General features: G+C 72.8%; 18 protein-coding genes and 1 pseudogene. 15 read left to right on the top strand and 4 right to left on the bottom strand.

What is annotated here, in order from left to right:
* Positions 1 to 8: 8 nt before the first annotated feature.
* From pyrE to AB0F18_RS05610, 5 genes are all read left to right on the top strand, one after another.
* Complete coding sequence (gene pyrE / locus AB0F18_RS05630; RefSeq protein ID WP_362055299.1) at positions 9 to 572, top strand: orotate phosphoribosyltransferase; 564 nt, start codon at positions 9 to 11, stop codon at positions 570 to 572.
* A 290-nt stretch (positions 573 to 862) separates the two neighbouring features.
* Positions 863 to 1,885, top strand: a complete 1,023-nt coding sequence (gene fbaA, locus AB0F18_RS05625; RefSeq protein ID WP_362055297.1) for a class II fructose-bisphosphate aldolase — start codon at positions 863 to 865, stop codon at positions 1,883 to 1,885.
* A 224-nt stretch (positions 1,886 to 2,109) separates the two neighbouring features.
* A complete protein-coding gene (locus tag AB0F18_RS05620; protein WP_362055295.1) occupies positions 2,110 to 2,832 on the top strand; it encodes a ScbR family autoregulator-binding transcription factor in 723 nt (240 codons plus the stop codon).
* Between the two features lie 79 nt (positions 2,833 to 2,911).
* Positions 2,912 to 3,619: a BTAD domain-containing putative transcriptional regulator gene (locus AB0F18_RS05615; protein ID WP_362055293.1), complete on the top strand. Its 708-nt coding sequence runs from the start codon at positions 2,912 to 2,914 to the stop codon at positions 3,617 to 3,619.
* A 105-nt stretch (positions 3,620 to 3,724) separates the two neighbouring features.
* Complete coding sequence (locus tag AB0F18_RS05610; RefSeq protein ID WP_362055291.1) at positions 3,725 to 5,674, top strand: helix-turn-helix domain-containing protein; 1,950 nt, start codon at positions 3,725 to 3,727, stop codon at positions 5,672 to 5,674.
* On the opposite strand, the gene AB0F18_RS05605 is transcribed toward AB0F18_RS05610, so the two are convergent.
* Positions 5,671 to 6,885: a transposase gene (locus tag AB0F18_RS05605; RefSeq protein WP_362055289.1), complete on the bottom strand. Its 1,215-nt coding sequence runs from the start codon at positions 6,883 to 6,885 to the stop codon at positions 5,671 to 5,673. The two genes, AB0F18_RS05610 and AB0F18_RS05605, sit on opposite strands and share 4 nt — an antisense overlap.
* A 235-nt stretch (positions 6,886 to 7,120) precedes the next feature.
* Between AB0F18_RS05605 and AB0F18_RS05600 the strand changes: the two genes are divergently transcribed.
* The 5 genes from AB0F18_RS05600 (at position 7,121) to AB0F18_RS05580 (ending at position 11,981) form a co-directional block, all read left to right on the top strand.
* Entirely contained in the window at positions 7,121 to 8,308 is a 1,188-nt protein-coding gene (locus tag AB0F18_RS05600) for a CE1758 family FMN-dependent luciferase-like monooxygenase (protein WP_362055287.1), read from the top strand.
* A gap of 38 nt (positions 8,309 to 8,346) precedes the next feature.
* The gene (locus tag AB0F18_RS05595; protein ID WP_362055286.1) at positions 8,347 to 8,760 is read left to right on the top strand and encodes a DUF3151 domain-containing protein; all 414 of its coding nucleotides are present in this window, start codon (positions 8,347 to 8,349) and stop codon (positions 8,758 to 8,760) included.
* Positions 8,761 to 8,889: 129 nt separating this feature from the next.
* Positions 8,890 to 9,738 (top strand): tryptophan 2,3-dioxygenase family protein, encoded by an 849-nt coding sequence (locus AB0F18_RS05590; protein WP_362055284.1) that lies wholly within the window; start codon positions 8,890 to 8,892, stop codon positions 9,736 to 9,738.
* A complete protein-coding gene (gene kynU / locus AB0F18_RS05585) occupies positions 9,731 to 10,933 on the top strand; it encodes a kynureninase (protein ID WP_362055282.1) in 1,203 nt (400 codons plus the stop codon). The genes AB0F18_RS05590 and kynU overlap by 8 nt, the downstream gene beginning before the upstream one ends.
* Before the next feature lie 172 nt (positions 10,934 to 11,105).
* Positions 11,106 to 11,981: an alpha/beta hydrolase gene (locus AB0F18_RS05580; protein ID WP_362055280.1), complete on the top strand. Its 876-nt coding sequence runs from the start codon at positions 11,106 to 11,108 to the stop codon at positions 11,979 to 11,981.
* Here the strand turns inward: AB0F18_RS05580 and AB0F18_RS05575 are convergent.
* Positions 11,906 to 12,391 (bottom strand): hypothetical protein, encoded by a 486-nt coding sequence (locus tag AB0F18_RS05575; RefSeq protein ID WP_362055278.1) that lies wholly within the window; start codon positions 12,389 to 12,391, stop codon positions 11,906 to 11,908. The two genes, AB0F18_RS05580 and AB0F18_RS05575, sit on opposite strands and share 76 nt — an antisense overlap.
* Positions 12,392 to 12,655: 264 nt before the next feature.
* Here AB0F18_RS05575 and AB0F18_RS05570 point away from each other — a divergent pair.
* The 3 genes and pseudogenes from AB0F18_RS05570 to AB0F18_RS05560 form a co-directional block, all read left to right on the top strand.
* Positions 12,656 to 12,907 (top strand): annotated as a pseudogene (locus AB0F18_RS05570) (Scr1 family TA system antitoxin-like transcriptional regulator); the annotation flags it as partial.
* The gene (locus tag AB0F18_RS05565; RefSeq protein WP_362055276.1) at positions 12,904 to 13,149 is read left to right on the top strand and encodes a DUF397 domain-containing protein; all 246 of its coding nucleotides are present in this window, start codon (positions 12,904 to 12,906) and stop codon (positions 13,147 to 13,149) included. The pseudogene AB0F18_RS05570 and the gene AB0F18_RS05565, both read left to right, overlap by 4 nt.
* Positions 13,150 to 13,169: 20 nt before the next feature.
* Positions 13,170 to 13,406, top strand: coding sequence for a hypothetical protein (locus AB0F18_RS05560; RefSeq protein ID WP_362055274.1), 237 nt, complete (start codon positions 13,170 to 13,172; stop codon positions 13,404 to 13,406).
* Positions 13,407 to 13,451: 45 nt separating this feature from the next.
* On the opposite strand, the gene AB0F18_RS05555 is transcribed toward AB0F18_RS05560, so the two are convergent.
* A complete protein-coding gene (locus AB0F18_RS05555) occupies positions 13,452 to 13,946 on the bottom strand; it encodes a carboxymuconolactone decarboxylase family protein (protein WP_362055272.1) in 495 nt (164 codons plus the stop codon).
* Positions 13,947 to 14,072: 126 nt separating this feature from the next.
* Positions 14,073 to 14,825 (bottom strand): helix-turn-helix domain-containing protein, encoded by a 753-nt coding sequence (locus tag AB0F18_RS05550; protein ID WP_362055270.1) that lies wholly within the window; start codon positions 14,823 to 14,825, stop codon positions 14,073 to 14,075.
* A 228-nt stretch (positions 14,826 to 15,053) separates the two neighbouring features.
* Here AB0F18_RS05550 and AB0F18_RS05545 point away from each other — a divergent pair, with 228 nt between their 5' ends.
* Positions 15,054 to 15,725 (top strand): DUF4097 family beta strand repeat-containing protein, encoded by a 672-nt coding sequence (locus AB0F18_RS05545; protein WP_362055268.1) that lies wholly within the window; start codon positions 15,054 to 15,056, stop codon positions 15,723 to 15,725.
* 71 nt (positions 15,726 to 15,796) lie between these two features.
* Positions 15,797 to 16,888 carry a serine hydrolase domain-containing protein gene (locus AB0F18_RS05540; protein WP_362055266.1) on the top strand — a complete coding sequence of 364 codons (1,092 nt, stop codon included), beginning with the start codon at positions 15,797 to 15,799 and terminating at the stop codon, positions 16,886 to 16,888.
* The last annotated feature ends 28 nt before the right edge of the window (positions 16,889 to 16,916 follow it).

Below are 16,916 nucleotides of genomic sequence, written 5' to 3'. Positions count from 1 at the left end.
CTCGGGGCATGACTGACGTCAACGAAGTAATGCCGGCAGGCACACGCGATGCGCTTCTGCAGCAGATCAAGAACAAGGCCGTCGTACACGGCAAGGTGACCCTCTCCTCCGGCAAGGAGGCCGACTACTACATCGACCTCCGCCGCATCACCCTCGACGGCGAGGCCGCCCCGCTGGTCGGTCAGGTCATGCTCGACCTGACCGCCGACCTCGAATTCGACTGCGTCGGCGGTCTGACCCTGGGCGCTGACCCGGTCGCGACCTCGATGCTGCACGCCTCCGCCGCGCGCGGGCAGCGCCTGGACGCCTTCGTCGTCCGCAAGGCGCAGAAGGCGCACGGTATGCAGCGCCGGATCGAGGGCACCGACGTCAAGGGCAAGCGCTGCCTGGTCGTCGAGGACACCTCCACCACCGGCGGCTCCCCGCTGACCGCCGTCGAGGCGGTCCGCGAGGCCGGCGGCGAGGTCGTCGCCGTCGCCACCATCGTGGACCGGGGCGCGGCCGACGCCATCGCCGAAGCGGGCCTGCCCTACCTCACCGGCTACCAGCTCGGGGACCTGGGCCTGGCCTGAGCCCGGTCGTCTCGGATCGTGGGCGCGAAGGAGTGGCAGCGGGGCCGGTGAACGGGCTCGCGGCAACTGGTGACGAAGGTCCCCGGAAGCCTCCGCTCCGGTCCTGACCTGCGCCTTTCCGGAAGGGCGGGGTGTTTCACGTGAAACGCCCCGCCCTTCTTGCCGTACCAGGGCCGTCACGCGGGGTGGAGTGTTCCGCCGAGTCTGGAAAGATAGGCGCGACGTCTGACGTCGCCCCCAGGTCAGGGCCCGCAATAAGCACACTCCCCGCACATCCAAGGAGCGGACAGATGCCCATCGCAACCCCCGAGGTCTACAACGAGATGCTCGACCGGGCGAAGGCAGGCAAGTTCGCCTACCCGGCGATCAACGTGACCTCGACCCAGACCCTGCACGCTGCGCTGCGCGGCTTCGCGGAGGCCGAGAGCGACGGCATCATCCAGATCTCCACCGGCGGTGCCGAGTTCCTGGGCGGCCAGTACAACAAGGACATGGTCACCGGCGCGGTCGCCCTGGCCGAGTTCGCGCACGTCGTCGCCACGAAGTACGACATCACGGTGGCGCTGCACACCGACCACTGCCCCAAGGACAAGCTGGACGGCTACGTCCGCCCGCTGCTCGACATCTCCGCCGAGCGCGTGGCCAAGGGTCTGAACCCGCTCTTCCAGTCGCACATGTGGGACGGCTCCGCCGAGACCCTGGCCGACAACCTGGCCATCGGCCAGGAGCTGCTCGCCAAGGCCGCCGCCGCGAAGATCATCCTTGAGGTCGAGATCACCCCGACCGGCGGCGAGGAGGACGGCGTCAGCCACGAGATCAACGACGAGCTGTACACCACCGTCGAGGACGCCATCCGCACCGCCGAGGCCCTGGGCCTGGGCGAGAAGGGCCGCTACCTGCTGGCCGCCTCCTTCGGCAACGTGCACGGCGTCTACAAGCCGGGCAACGTCGTCCTGCGCCCCGAACTCCTCAAGGACCTCCAGCAGGGCGTCGGCGAGAAGTACGGCAAGAGCAACCCGTTCGACTTCGTCTTCCACGGCGGCTCCGGCTCCACCGAGCAGGAGATCGCCACCGCGCTGGAGAACGGCGTCGTGAAGATGAACCTCGACACCGACACCCAGTACGCCTTCACCCGCCCGGTCGCGGACCACATGTTCCGCAACTACGACGGTGTCCTGAAGGTGGACGGCGAGGTCGGCAAGAAGTCCACCTACGACCCGCGCACCTGGGGCAAGCTGGCCGAGGCGAGCATGGCCAAGCGCGTCCTCCAGGCCTGCGCCGACCTGCGCTCCACGGGCACCAAGCTGAAGTAGTCCCCGGCTGCTCCCCAGCGCCACAGGACTCGAAGAGGGGTCCGCCGTCCGGAAACGGACCGGCGGGCCCCTCTTTCCTGTGCGTTCGTATGAGTTCGTACCGCATTCGGGGGAGGTGACATACGCCGGTGGACGGCTGGCCGCGCGATGGTGTGGAATCTAGCCGAGAGAAAACGTACCCGTGGGAATGTGAAGCCGGCGGGCCAGGAGAGGCGACGCCACATATGAGGACAGAGCGACCCCAGGTGAAGCAGGACCGGGCGGTGCGCACCCGCCGCGCCATCCTGGAGGCGGCGGCCGTGGTGTTCGAGCAGAACGGCTACGACGCGGCCAAGCTCTCGGACATCGTCAACATCGCGAAGGTCACCAAGGGCGCCCTCTACTTCCACTTCGACTCGAAGGAGGGCCTGGCCCAGGCCGTCATCCACGCGCAGAACGAGGCCCAGCCGCAGGCGCTGCCGCAGCAGTACAAGGCGCAGGAGTTCATCGACATCGGCATGGTCTTCTCGCACCAGATGCACCACGACGTGCTGATGCGGGCCAGCGCCCGGCTCACCCTGGACCAGACGGGCGACCTCGACCGGGCCACGCCCTACGAGACCTGGATCCAGCTGTGCACCGACGTGCTGGCCGAGGGCCGGCGGCGCGGGGAGCTCCTGCCGGGCGTCGACCCCGTGGTCCCCGCACGGCTGATCGTCGGCGCGTACGCCGGGCTGAACACCATGTCCCACACGCTCGGCCTGGACATGGACGCCCAGGTCGCCGAGCTCTACACGCACGTGATGCCGAACGTGGTGGTCCCGGCCGTGGCGATCCGGCTGGACACCGCCCCCGGGCGCGGCGCGAGGGCGCTGTACGGGCCGCAGGGCCTGCACGAGTGCCGGGTCGGCTGCGCGAACGGAGTGCCCCCGGCCGGGGACGGGGACGACCCGGACACCCTGGCGTAGGACCCGCCGCCCGCCGCCCTCTTCCCTAAAAGATCCTTCCGGGTATTATTTTTTTGCTCGCCTGCCCAGGGAGAACACTGTGGACATTGAGGTACTCGGCGCACCACGGGTCACCGAGAACGGTGTGCCCATCACCGCCCCCACACCGGAGTCCCGGCACGTCCTGGCGGCCCTCGCGGCCTGCCCCGACCGCCTCGTCCCCGTCCGCGTACTCGCCGACGAGCTGGCCCGCCACACCCCGCCCGAACACACCCGCGCCGCCCTGCACACCGCCGTACGCCGGCTGCGCGAGCGGTTCGGCGAGGCCCTCGGGGCCGGCTCGGTCCGTACCCCCGAGACCGTTCTGTCCGCACGCCCCGGCGGATACCTCCTCGACACCGGCGGCGGCCGCTGCGACGTCCGCGAGTTCGAGCGCGAGGCCGGCGCCGGCTACCGGGCCATGGGCCGCGGCGACTTCCAACAGGCCGCCTTAAGGCTGCGCCGCGCCCTCGACCTGTGGACCGGCCCCGCCCTCGACGGCATCGACGCCGGCACCTGGCTCCGCGGCCGCACCGCCACCCTCGACGCCGACCGGCTCTCCGTCCTCGGCCAGTGGGTCGAAGCCGAACTCGCCCTCGGCCACCACCGCGAACTGCTCCTGGAACTCGCCGGCCTGCGCGGTGCGGGCGGCCAGCGCCCCGACGGCGCCTACCTGGCGGCCCTGCGCCGCGCCGAGGCCCGCGTCGAAACCCTGCGCGCGTCCCTCCCCGCCCCCGGACTGCCCCTGGCCGGCGCCGTACGCCGCTGACCGGCCGCCCCTTGACCCGTGCTTGACCCCCCGCCGCCCGGAACCTAGGTTTCGGGACGGGACGCGGGGCCGAGAAAAACGGCTGGTCGGAGGGGGGACGGCAGGATGCGCGGGGACGACGCGGGCGCACGGGCCGTACTGGAACTGCTCGCGGAGGACGCCCCGCCGAGCCGGTACGAGGCCCTGCTCACCGAGGCACGCGCCGCGGGCGCCGACGACGCCGCCCTCGACGGGCTCACCCGCGCCCTCGAACTGGCCCGCTCGGTCCAGGCCCGCGTCAGCCGCAGCCGCCAGCGCGAAGCCGCCCTCACCGCCCTCGTGGACACCGCCCACGACCTGACCTCCCCCTACGACATCGACGGCCTGCTGCGCCTGATCACCCGCCGCGCCCGGCGCCTCCTCGGCTTCGACATGGCCTGGCTCTCCCTGAGCCGCCCCGACGGCACGGCGTACGTCCGCACCTCCGAGGGCGAGACCACCGCCCTCAACGTCGGCCTCGAACTCGGCACCGGCCAGGGCCTCGGCAGCATCGCCCAGGCCCGCCGCTCCCCGGTGTGGACCCCCGACTACCTCGCCGACCCCACCATCGCCCACGCCCCCGGCATCGACGCCGTCGTGGAGGCCGAGGACCTCCACGCGATCATCGCCGTCCCGCTGCGCCGGGGGGACTCCACGCTCGGCGCCCTCTACGGCTCCGACCGCGCCGTACGGCAGTTCACCCCGGACGAGGTGGGCATCATGCTCTCCCTCGCCGACCTGGCCGCCGTCGCCATCGAGAAGGCCCGGCTGCTGGAGCAGACCCGCGACCAGGTCACCGAGCTGGAGGCCTTCGGCTCGCGCACCAACACCGCCCTCACCCGCGTCCGCTACCTCTGGGAATGCCACGCCCGCCTCGCCGGACTCGTCCTGGACGGCGCGGGCCTGCCCACCCTCGCCCGGGCCACCGCCGACGCGCTGGACGGCGTGCTCCAGGTACGTGACCCCGGCGGGCGCCCGCTGACCGCCACCGGCGAACTGCCCGGCCTGGACGAGGAGGCCGTCACCAAGGCGGCCCTCCAGGCCCTCACCGACCGCCGCCCCGTACGCCTGCCCGGCGACCTGTGGCTGGCCCCCGTCCTGGCCGGCGCCGAGGACCTCGGGGTGCTGCTGCTCAGCGCCTCCGCCCCGCTCGCCGACGAGGACGTACGGCTGCTCCAGCTCGCCGCCCAGTCCGTGGCCTCCCTGATGCTCATCCAGCGGGGCACCGCCGCCGCCGAGGGGCCCGTCCACGACGAACTCCTCGCCGACCTCCTGGACCGGCCGCACTCCGTCGACCTGCACCTGCTGGAACGCACCCGCAGGCTCGGCATCGACCTCGACCGCCCGCACGTGGTGGTGGTCGCCCGGCCCGAGGGCGGCGAACTCGGCAAGGCCGTCGCCTGGGCCTCCTCGTACGCGTACCGGATGGGCGGCCTCAAGGGCGTCCGCCGGGGCTGCATCGTCCTCGTCCTGCCCGGCACCGACGCCTCCGCCGCCGCCCACCGGGCCTCCGGCGAACTCTCGCCGCTGCTCGGGCACGCGGTGTCCACCGGCGCCGCCGGACCCACCGGCGGCCCGGGCGAGGTGGCCCGCGTCTACGCCGAGGCGGTGCGCTGCCTCGACGCGCTGACCGCCCTCGACGGGGCCGGCGGCACCGCCTCCCTGCGCGAACTCGGCTTCCTCGGCCTGCTGCTGTCCGCCGACCACGACGTCGAGTCCTACATCGCCGGCACGATCGGCCCCGTCCTGGAGTACGACACCGACCGGCCGACCGAGCTGACCCGCACCCTGGAGGCCTACTTCGCCTCCGGCGCCAGCCCCACCCACGCCGCCGAGGCCCTGCACGTCCACCCCAACACGGTCTCCCGCCGCCTGGAGCGCATCGCCGAACTGCTGGGCCCCGACTGGCAGAAACCCGGCCGGGCGCTGGAGATCCAGATGGCGCTGCGGCTGCGGAAGACCCGCACGGTCCTCCACGACCGCCGCACCGCCGCCGACCGCTCGGGCACGTACCCGGCCCCGTACGAGACCCCCTAACCCTCCGTCCCCGTCAGGGCCCGGGCGGCGTGCGCGACCGAGGCCAGGGTGATGTGCCGGTGCCAGCCCGGCAGCGCCCGCCCCGCGAAGTCGCGCAGCCCCGCCTCCTGGCCGCTGTGCTCGGCGGCGAAGGCCACGCGGCGGCCCTGCTTCGTCAGCCGCAGCAGCGGGCCCACCGGCAGCCGTACCAGGTCCGTCACCCACAGCTGCGACGGGGCGCGGCGCGGGTCCGCCCACTCGCCGACCAGCAGCAGGTGACGGCGGCGGGCCGGTGAGGGGTCGGGCATCATCACCCGCACCGCGACCGCGAGGGTGCTGCGGTGGCGGCCGCCGCCGGCCGCCGGATCCGGGTCGGTCCACTCCACCGGCGTGCACAGCCCCTTGACCGACTGCAGGACGTCCCGCGCGCACCGGGCCCCCGCACCGTGGCCGGGCAGCGCCGGATCGGTGACGAGCAGCGGGGTGGCCGGGCTGATCCGGGCGATGACGGGCAGCCCGGCCTCGGCGAAACGGTTCATTGTGGAGCGGGTGCCGATCTGCCGGATGTCCAGCACCACCGGCCGCACCGGGCTCCCGCTGCGCCGCACGGTGGAGATCACGGCGGCCGCCGCGGCCTCCTCGTACGCGGCCCGCGCCGCGTGCTCCCCCGCGGGGTCCGCCGCGTGCCCGGCCGCGTGCTCCTCCGCCCCGTCCGTCTCCGGCAGGTACATCTCCCAGCCCACCGGGGTGGCCAGCGCGGCCGAGGCGAACCAGGTCCCGAACGCCTGCTGCCCCCGGAACATCTGCCCCTGGTGCGGGTCGAAGCGGTGGGCCACGCCCACCGAGTGCTCCCCGCCCTTGGGGATGGCCATCGGCTGCGCCACCCACGCCGTCAGCGGACTGGCCGCCTCCAGGTAGCGGGAGAGGGCGGCGCGGATCGGCTGCCAGTCCCAGGTGGAGCTGGAGATGAAGTGGTGCATGCTCTGCTCGGCCGCCCCGCCGCCGACCTGGCCGGCGATCCCGCGCATCGACTTGCGGCCCGGCAGGGCGAGCAGCCCCTGGACGTACTGGCGGCCCTTCTCGCGCTGGTCCTTGCGGCGCAGGGAGGAGAAGACGGCGGCACACAGGTCGTCGGCCGCGTCCCGGGCCGGATCCGGCCGCCCCGTCCCTCTCCCCGTTCCCGTCCCCGTCCCCGTCCCCGTGATGGTGCTCATGGTGGTGCTACTGCTCATGACCGCTTTCACGACATGCCCCCTCGGCGTGCGTCCACTGCCCTCTACCGTCCGACGAGGACCCCCTGTTGGGGGAGGTGTGCCGGTCACCGCGCTCGCCCCGGAGGTGGTGGGGTCCCCACCACCCGGCGACTTGACGGACTGCCGGCCCGGACCTGGCCGGATCACCGCAGATCGGGCACGGTCGGGACCCGCGGCGTCGGCAAGGGAGGCGTGAGAAGGCGGGAGAAGCGGCGTGCAGTTCGGCATCTTCTCGGTCGGCGAGCTCGCCCCCGACCCCCGCGCCGGCCGCATGCCGACCGAGCACGAGCGCATCCTCGCCATGACCACGCTCGCCGTGCGCGCGGAGGAGGCCGGCCTCGACGTCTTCGCCACCGGCGAGCACCACAACCCGCCGTACGTCTGCTCCTCGCCGGCCACCCTGCTCGCGTACGTGGCCGCCCGCACCCGGCGGCTGATCCTCTCCACCGCCACCACCCTGATCACCACCAACGATCCGGTGCGCGTCGCCGAGGAGTACGCGCTGCTCCAGCACCTGGCCGGCGGCCGCCTCGACCTGATCACCGGACGCGGCAACACCCCGGACGTCTACCCCTGGTTCGGCCAGGACCTCCGCCAGACCGGCGCCCTCGCCCGCGAGAACTACGCCCTGCTGCACCGCCTCTGGCGCGAGACCGACGTCGACTGGCGCGGCCGCTCCCGCGCCCGCCTGGACGGGTTCACCTCCACGCCCCGCCCGCTGGACGGCGTACCGCCCTTCGTGTGGCACGCCGCGGTGCACTCCGCGGAGACAGCCGAGCGGGCCGCCTACTACGGCGACGGCTTCTTCGCCGACAACCTCGTCGCCCCCGTCGAGCACTACGCCCGCCTCGTCGAGCTCTACCGCTCCCGGTACGCGGAGCACGGCCACGGCGCCCCCGAGCAGGCCATCGTGGGCCTCGGCGGGCAGCTGTTCGTCCGGGCCCGCTCGCAGGACGCGCTCAGCGAGTTCCGCCCGTACTTCCACCGCTCCCCGGCGTGGGCCGGGCACTGGTCCCTGGAGGAGTGCACGGCCCGGACCCCGCTGACCGTGGGCAGCCCCGACGAGGCCATCGAGAAGATCCTCGGCTTCCGGGAGGCCTACGGCCACTGCCAGCGCCAGCTCTTCGCCGTGGACCACGCCGGGATCCCGCTGAAGACGGCCCTGGAGCAGATCGACATCCTGGGCGAGCACATCGTCCCGGTACTGCGCCGGGAACTCGCCGCCACCTGCCCGCCCACCGTCCCCCCGGCCCCCTGCCACCCGGCGGCGGCCGAGCCCCCGACGGCAGCGGACCACCCGGCCCCCGCCGTCCGGGCCACCGCGGACCGCCCGGCCGCCGCCGCCACCCGGACGGCCGCACCCTCCCCGGCCGCGCCGGCGCAGCACCGGACCGGGGTGTGACGGCCCTGCCGGCCGGCCGCGTCGGACACACTGATCCCATGTCGATTCACCAGAACCTGCTCGGGGGCCCCGCCCCCACCCACCTGCCCGACGAGCCCGCGCCCCGCGAGGCCCTCGCCGCCGGCACCGCCCCGTCCGAGGTGGCCGCCGCCCACCCGACCTCCTCCCTCGCCTGGGCCGCCCTCGCCGACGAGGCCTTCGCCGCCGGCCGCACCGTCGAGTCGTACGCCTACGCCCGTACCGGCTACCACCGCGGCCTGGACGCGCTGCGCCGCGCCGGCTGGAAGGGCCACGGCCCGGTGCCGTGGGAGCACGAGCCGAACCGCGGCTTCCTGCGCGCCCTGCACGCCCTGGCCCGGGCCGCCGGGGCCATCGGCGAGAAGGACGAGTACGAGCGCTGCTCGACCTTCCTGCGCGACTCCTCCCCGACCGCGGCGGACACGCTCGCGTAACGGCCCGGCCGTATGCCCTAGAGGCGCCCCGGATCTCCTGTTTATGATGCGATGCAGGGGACCGGGGCTCCACTTACCCAGCCGGAAGGAGCGGACCGCTACCCGGAAGCACGTGTCGAGGAGACAGCGATGTCGCACGCCCTTGATGCCTCCGGAGCCGGTTCGGACACCCCGAACCTCGACTTCGACGGCACCACCCCCTACGAGGACTACGTCCAGGCGGACGTCCTCACCCACCTCCAGCACCTGCGCTCGGACGACCCCGGCGAGATGGTGTTCCTGGTGACGACCCAGGTCATGGAGCTGTGGTTCACCGTCATCGTCCACGAGTGGGAGACCGCCGCCCGCGCCCTGCGCGAGGACGACATCCCCGTCGCGATGGACGCGCTGAAACGATCCCTCAGGGAGCTGGAGGCGCTCAACCACTCCTGGCGCCCGCTGGCCCAGCTCACCCCCGCGCAGTTCAACGCCTACCGCAGCGCCCTCGGCGAGGGTTCCGGTTTCCAGTCCGCGATGTACCGCCGGATGGAGTTCCTCCTCGGCGAGAAGTCCGCGTCCATGCTGGTCCCGCACCGCGGCGCCCCGCGCGTCCACGCCGAGCTGGAGAAGGCCCTCCAGGAGCCCAGCCTCTACGACGAGACCCTGCGCCTGCTGGCCCGCCGCGGCCTGGCCGTCCCGCGCGAGGTCCTCGACCGGGACCTGTCCCAGCGCTACGAGCCCTCGGCCGCCGTCGAGGCCGTCTGGACCGGCCTCTACGCCGACCCGGCCGGCGCCCACGCCGACCTGCACCGCCTCGGCGAGGTCCTGACGGACGTGGCCGAGCTCGTCTGGCGCTGGCGCAACGACCACCTGGTCGCCACCCGCCGTGCGATGGGCGCCAAGACCGGCACGGGCGGCTCCGCCGGGGTGACCTGGCTGGAGAAGCGTGCCGCCAAGAACGTCTTCCCCGAGCTGTGGACGGCCCGCAGCCATGTCTGACGCGATGTTCAAGGACCTCCAGGACCGCGCCGCCCGCCTCGACGCCGAAGATCCCCTCGGCAAGCTCCGCGAGCGCTTCACCCTCCCCGACGGCATCGTCTACCTCGACGGGAACTCCCTCGGGGCCCTCCCGGCGGGCGTGCCCGGCGTGATGTCCGACGTCATCCACCGCCAGTGGGGCGAACTGCTCATCCGCTCCTGGGACGAGAGCCAGTGGTGGACCGCCCCCGAGCGGATCGGCGACCGCATCGCCCCCCTCGTCGGCGCCGCCCCCGGCCAGATCACCGTCGGCGACTCCACCAGCGTCAACCTCTTCAAGGCCCTGGTCGGCGCCGCCCGCCTGGCCGCGCCCGGCCGGACCGTGATGCTGGTCGACGCCGCCACCTTCCCGACGGACGGCTACATCGCCGCCTCCGCCGCCCGGATGACCGGCCTGGAGCTCGTCCCGGTCGACCCGGCGGACGCGGCCGGCGCGATGGGCGCGGACACGGCGGTCGTCCTCCTCAACCACGCCGACTACCGCACCGGCCGGCTCCACGACCTGCCCGCCCTCACCGAGGCCGCCCACGCCGCGGGCGCGCTGATCGTCTGGGACCTCTGCCACACCGCCGGCGCCCTGCCCGTCGGCCTCGACGCGCACGCCGTCGACCTCGCGGTCGGCTGTACGTACAAGTACCTCAACGGCGGCCCCGGCGCGCCGGCGTACATCTACGTGGCCGAACGCCACCAGGCGGCCTTCGACTCCCCGCTCCCCGGCTGGAACGGCCACGCCGACCCCTTCGCGATGACCCCGGACTACTCGCCCGCCCCGGGCGCGGCCCGTACGCGCGTCGGAACCCCGGACATCCTGTCCATGCTGGCCCTGGAGTCGGCCCTGGACGCCTGGCAGGACGTGGACGTCGAGGCCGTCCGCGCCAAGTCCCTCGCCCTGACCGACTTCTTCCTCGACTGCGTGGCGGCGTACGTCCCGCCGGGCGAGGTCGAGGTGGTCACCCCGGAGGACCACGCCCACCGCGGCAGCCAGGTCTCCCTCCGCGCGGCCAACGCCCGCGAGGTCATGACCGAGCTGATCTCCCGGGGCATCGTCGGCGACTTCCGCGCCCCCGACGTCCTGCGCTTCGGGTTCACCCCGCTCTACGTCGGTTTCGCCGACGCCGAGCGCGCAGCGCGCACGCTGGGTCACATTTTCGGGTGACGGGGTAGCGAAACGTCACACCACCGGGCGGGCGGGGCTGAGGCTCCGCCCGCCTCCGTGCGGGCTCGTCCCGGCGGCTAGGGGCACGTGGCAGCCTGATACGGTCCCGCTCTGCCGGAAACACCGGAACATCTGTCCCCGCTGTCACACGCGTTACCGAGAGGTCGAGCCGATGACGGACCCCGCAGCCGAACGGGACGCCGCCGAGGCCGCCTCGGCCTTCGCACACCCCCCGGTCGCACCGGACGCGAGCGCCGCGTACGGGGAACACCCCGACCAGGTCGTCGACTTCTACGCCCCGCGCGGGGAGACCTCCGGCCCGGCCCCGCTGGTCGTCGTCCTGCACGGCGGCGCGTGGCGCGCCCCGTACGACCGTCAGCACATCACCCCGTTCGCCGACTTCCTGGCCCGGCGGGGTTTCGCCGTCGCCAACGTCGAGTACCGCCGCGGCAGTTCCCTGCCCCACCAGGGCTCCGAGGGCCCGGTGGCGGGCCGCTGGCCGGAGACCTTCGACGACGTCGCCGCCGCCATGGACGCCCTGCCCGGCCTCCTCGCCCCGGCCCTGCCCTCCGCCGACCCCCGCCGCACGGTGGTCACGGGCCACTCGGCGGGCGGCCAGCTCGCCCTGTGGGCGGCCGCCCGGCACGTCCTGCCGGCCGGCTCCCCGTGGCGGCTGCCCGCCCCGCCGGAGCTGCGCGGGGTCGTGGCCCTGGCCCCCATCGCGGACTTCGAGGTCGCGGAGAAGCTCGGCGTCTGCGGCGGGGCCTCGTCCCAGCTCCTGGGCGGCCCGGCCCACTGGGACTCCCGCCGCCCCTCGGCGGACCCGGCCTCCCTCCTGCCGACGGGCATCGCCACGGCGGTCGTCCAGGGCCGCGAGGACATCGTGGTCCCGCCGGCAGTGGCGGAGTCGTACGTGGCCGCGGCGGCGAAGGCGGGCGAGATGGTCGGCCTGACGATGGTCGAGGGGGTCGGTCACTTCCCGCTGATCGACCCGGCGGCGGACGCCTGCGCGGTGGTGGCGGAGGAGATCTCGCAGCTGGCCTGGTAGAGCCCGGCGGCGCGGTGCAGCAGGAGGGCGTGCACGAACCGGTCCCCGGCCTTGGGCGGGCACCGCCAGGTCAGCGGCCAGGCTCCGTCGAGGGCCGGGACGGGGATGTACGTGGTCCGCCGCGGCCCGGCCGTGAGGCGGCGGAAGCCGGGGGGCCACATGCGGTACTGGGCGCTGCCGACCGGGATCAGGAAGTAGACGGGCCGGCGCCCGTTGGCCTGCACGACGATGGGCCCGGGGTCACCGCCCGTGAGCGTGACGAGCAGATCGGCGAGGTCCCGTCCCATGTCACCGTCCACGCGTAGGGCGTCAAACTGCACTCCGGCCTTGCGGAACGCGATGCCGGCGGGCGGGAGCCAGGTGAGGGCGGGGGTGTCGGGGGTAGCGGAGGCGTCACTTTCGGTGTTCATAGGAAAAGGGTGATGGGTCAGGTCTACCGTTTTCCAGAGCCTGGACTTGAAGGCCCGTGAGTCATGGGATCGCGCTGGGCTGCGCTTGAGACCGCTTGAGTTCGTTTGAGTTCGGGGGTGTTCGCCATGCCGAAGTCGGAAGGCAGCAAGGACGGGGAACAGGGCCAGGAGGAGGAGCGCCCGGCCACCCAGCTGATGGCCGACATCGCCCGGATCCTGCGGCTGGAGAAGGGCCTCACCCAGGAGGCCGTGGGGCGGCTGTCGACGGTCCAGGTCCTGCCCCTCGACCGGGGCCTCAAGGGGACTTACGCCGGAGACCGTGGCCCGATGAAACTCGTCGAGACGAAGGACCACGAACACGTGGTCTACATGGAGATCGAGGACGAGAGCATCCTGATCAGCAACCGGGCCAAGGTCTCTCGGCTGATCCAGCGGTATGCGAAGATCCGCGCACAGGCGCTCAGCCCTGACGAATCCCTGGGGCTCATCAAGCAGTTGGCAGGAGAACTGAAATGAGCAGCAGCACCCTGCGGTGGTTCAAGTCGAGCTACAGCGACGGCGGTGGCGGCGACTGCGTCGAAGTGGCCTACGGATGGCGCAAGTCGAGCTACAGCGACAGCGGCGGCGGCAACTGCGTCGAGGTGGCGGGGTGCCCGCACGCCGTCCACGTCCGGGACTCCAAGAACCTCGGCCCCGCCCTCACCCTGGCACCCGCGGCCTGGGCCGACTTCGCCGGCTGGGCGGCGGCGCAGGCGTAGTGCCGACCTGGGCGCTCCTCATGGAGCAGAACATCGCCAGACACCACGGGTCGGCCTGGTCGGTCAGCGTCCTGGGACACGTGGACGGGACCAGAGAAGAGGCCCTGGCCGCCCTCCGGGCACGGGCGGACGCCTTCGACCGCACCGCCACCGCCACCGCGCCCAAGCCTCCAAGCCCCCCACGACCACCGGCTACGCCACGAGAGGCCGACATCGCCGAGCGCCCTGACTGGCTCGGACGGGACGACCTGGCCTGACCTGACCCACTCGGACGGTCTCGGAGAGGGGCTGGGGGCTTGCCCTCAGTCCCACTGCTGCGCCCCGAGCGACTCCACCGGCTGCGGCTTGCCGATGACGGCCAGGGCGATGAAGAAGTTGATCTGGCCGATCGCGATGGTCAGGGTGGCCAGCGCCTTGTTGTCGTAGTGCTTCGCGGCCTCCGCGTACAGCTCGTCCGGGACGCGCTCCTTGCCCGGTGCGGACGGCTGGAGGGTGGCCTCCACCAGGGCCAGGGCGGCGCGTTCGGCGGCGTCGAAGTACGGGGAGTCCTGCCACGAGGCGACCGAGGTGATCTGCTCCTCGGGCACCCCGGCCTTCCGGAGGAAGCCGGTGTTCAGGATCGTCAGGTACGTGTTGTTGACGATCTGCCCCGCCCGCAGGTGGACGAGGCTCATCGTGCTGCGCGGCACCGACCGGTTGCCCGTGGCGCGGAAGAGGGCGGCGCTGATGTCGGCCAGCTCCGGAACGAACTCGCCGGGGTTCGGCATGCGGGAGATCGAGGTGTTCGCGTTCGCCATGGCTGCTGTCTCCTGGGGTGCGGCCTCCGCCCTGCGCGTCGGCCTTCACAGCACTGACGGATCGGCGCGCGGCGATGTGACAGCCCCGGCAGATCTTCCTCAGCCGACCCCGCCCCAGCCGCCCCCCTAACCCTCCTCCGCCCCCTCGCCCTCCCCCTCCGTCCCCGCCTCCGGCTTGGTGTGGAGGATCTCGCGGGCCTGTTCCGCCGCGCGGGTGATGCTCTCGGAGACGAAGTCGACGAACCGTGCGATGTTCTCCAGCCGGACGCCGGCCGGGGTGGCGGCGCCGAGGACGCCGACGCCCTGGCGTGCGGTCTCGGCGAGCTGGGCGGTGCCCTTCGCACTGGCGATCATCGACTGGTACCAGACGTCGTTGTCGGCGACGTACCGCTCGCGCCGGCGCTCGTCGCGTTCCCGGCGGACGAGCCCCTGGGATTCGAGGAACGCGATCGCCTTGGAGATGGACGCCGGGCTGACCTGGAGCCGCTGGACGAGTTCCGCCGCGGTGAGGCTGCCGGAGTCACTGGTGTAGAGGCAGGTCATCACCCGGGCCATCATCTTCGGCGTTCCCGTCGCGATCAGGACGGTCGTGAACGTCTCCTCGTACGCGCGCACCGCCTCGGCGTCGCGGCCGTGGGCCAGCGGGGGTGCCTCCGGTCCCCGGGGCGAGGACTGCTTGCGGCGGTGGGCGCGGTGTTCGGTGGCGCGCTGGGCCAGGTCGGCGCGGTAGCCGGTGGGGCCGCCGTTGCGCATGACCTCGCGCGTGATGGTCGAGGTCGGACGGTCGAGCCGTCTGGCGATCTCGGCGTAGGCGAGGCCGTCGGCCAGCCCCAGCGAGATCTGCTGGCGTTCGGGCTGGGTGAGTCTGCCCCCGGGCATTGCGGCCTCCTTGGTGGTCCGTGGGCCCCCAGCATAGCGTTCACCGCCGGTTCATTGCAACGTCAACACGGATTTCATTGCGTTAGATTCAGAACCGATGCAACGATTTAACGCCTCTGACCTGCGTAGATGAATCATCGACGCAATGAATCCGTTGCCAGTCCTTCGAACGCAACTTAGCGTTTCTCCTGTCAGAAACGAACGCCACGCCAAGCGCAGGAGACCACGATGCAGAAGTTCGCCACCACCGCCGCCGTCTCGACCGTCCTCGACATCCCGGCCGGACGCATCCAGCTCATCGCCGCCGACCGGGCCGACGCCACGGTCGAGGTCCGCCCCGCCGACGCCTCCAAGAGCCGGGACGTGAAGGCTGCCAAGGAGACCACCGTCGAGTTCCGCGACGGTGTCCTGCGGATCGCGGCCGCACCCGCCAAGAGCCGGATCATGGGCAGCTCCGGATTCGTCGACGTGACCGTCCAGCTGCCCGCCGGCTCGCACGTCACGGCGACGGTGGCCGTCGCCGAGTTCCGCGGCGTCGGACGCCTGGGCGACCTCGTCCTCGACGGCGCGCAGGCCCAGGTGAAGGTGGACGAGGCCGCCTCCGCCCGCCTGACCCTCCAGGCCGGTGACGTCGTCCTCGGCCGGCTGGGCGGCCCGGCGGAGATCGGCACCCAGAAGGGCGACATCACCATCGCCGAGGCCGTCCGGGGCGCGGTCGCCCTCACCACCCAGTACGGCACCATCTCGGTCGGCGCCGCCCGCGGGGTCTCCGCCACCCTCGACGCCGGCACGAGCTACGGCCGGATCCACAACGCGCTGAACAACACCGAGGGCGCCGCGGCCGCCCTGAACATCCGCGCGACCACCTCCTACGGCGACATCACCGCCCGCAGCATCTGACGACGACAGCCCCACCCGTCAACCGCGCAAGCCTCCCGTCAACCCCCCACCCCACCCGAAGGAGCACCGCCATGTCCGAGACCTCCGACCGCCACGCCCACGCCCACCGTCCCGAGCTGCAGAAGGCCGTCCAGGACATCGTCGATTCCGGCTGGGCCGGGGTGCAGCTGCGCGTGAACGACCCGCGCGGCGAATGGGTCGGCAGCGCCGGGGTGGCGGAGCTGGGCGGGAGCGCCAGGCCGCCGGTCGACGGGCACTTCCGGATCGGCAGCAACACCAAGACCTTCACCGCGACCCTCGTCCTCCTCCTCGTGGCCGACGGCCTGCTCGGACTGGACGACCCGGTCGCCGACCACCTCCCGGAGTACGAGCTGGACCGGCGGATCACCCTCCGGATGCTGCTCCAGCACACCAGTGGGCTGTTCAACTTCACCGGCGAGCACTTCGAGGACGGCACCGTCGTCCCGGGCATCGCCTGGGAGGGCCAGGAGTGGGTGGACGACATCCTGCGCACGTACCGGCCCGAGGAGCTCGTCCGCCTGGCCCTGTCCAAGCCGGCCCGCTTCGAGCCGGGAACGGACTGGAGCTACTCCAACACCAACTACGTGCTGGCCCGCCTGCTGGTCGAGAAGGTCAGCGGCCGCCCCTTCGGCGAGGAGATGCGGCGGCGGATCCTGGCCCCGCTCGGCCTGACGGGCACCGTGGTGCCGGAGGCCTCGCCGGAGATCCCCGAGCCGCACGTCCACGCGTACTACACGTACCGGAACGCGGACCAGTGGCGGACGCTCGACGTCACCCGCGCGAACCCCTCCTGGATCTCCGCCGCCGGTGACATGATCTCGACCACCCGCGACCTGCACGTGTTCATCTCCGCCCTGATGGGCGGCCGGATCCTGCCGCCCGCGCTGCTGGACGAGATGCGCACGCCGCACCCCGCGTTCGGCTACGGCCTCGGCCTGTTCGTGCAGCAGACGCAGGACGGCGCCACCATCTACACCCACAACGGCGGCATGTGGGGCTGGGCGGCCCTGATGTTCAGCTCCGCCGACGGTGCCACGACCTTCACCGCCTCCTTCACCACCGGGGACGCCGAGCTCGACATGGCGAAGGCGGGCGCGCTCTTCGTGGAGGCGCAGAACCGGCTGATCGCCGAGGTGTTCTGAAGGACGGAACGACGGAACGACGGAACGC

The sequence above is a fragment of the Streptomyces sp. NPDC029216 genome (assembly GCF_040648015.1).
Taxonomy (GTDB): Bacteria; Actinomycetota; Actinomycetes; order Streptomycetales; family Streptomycetaceae; genus Streptomyces.
The sequence above is the reverse complement of the archived record's forward strand: the minus strand, read 5'-3'. Positions and strand labels throughout refer to the sequence as shown.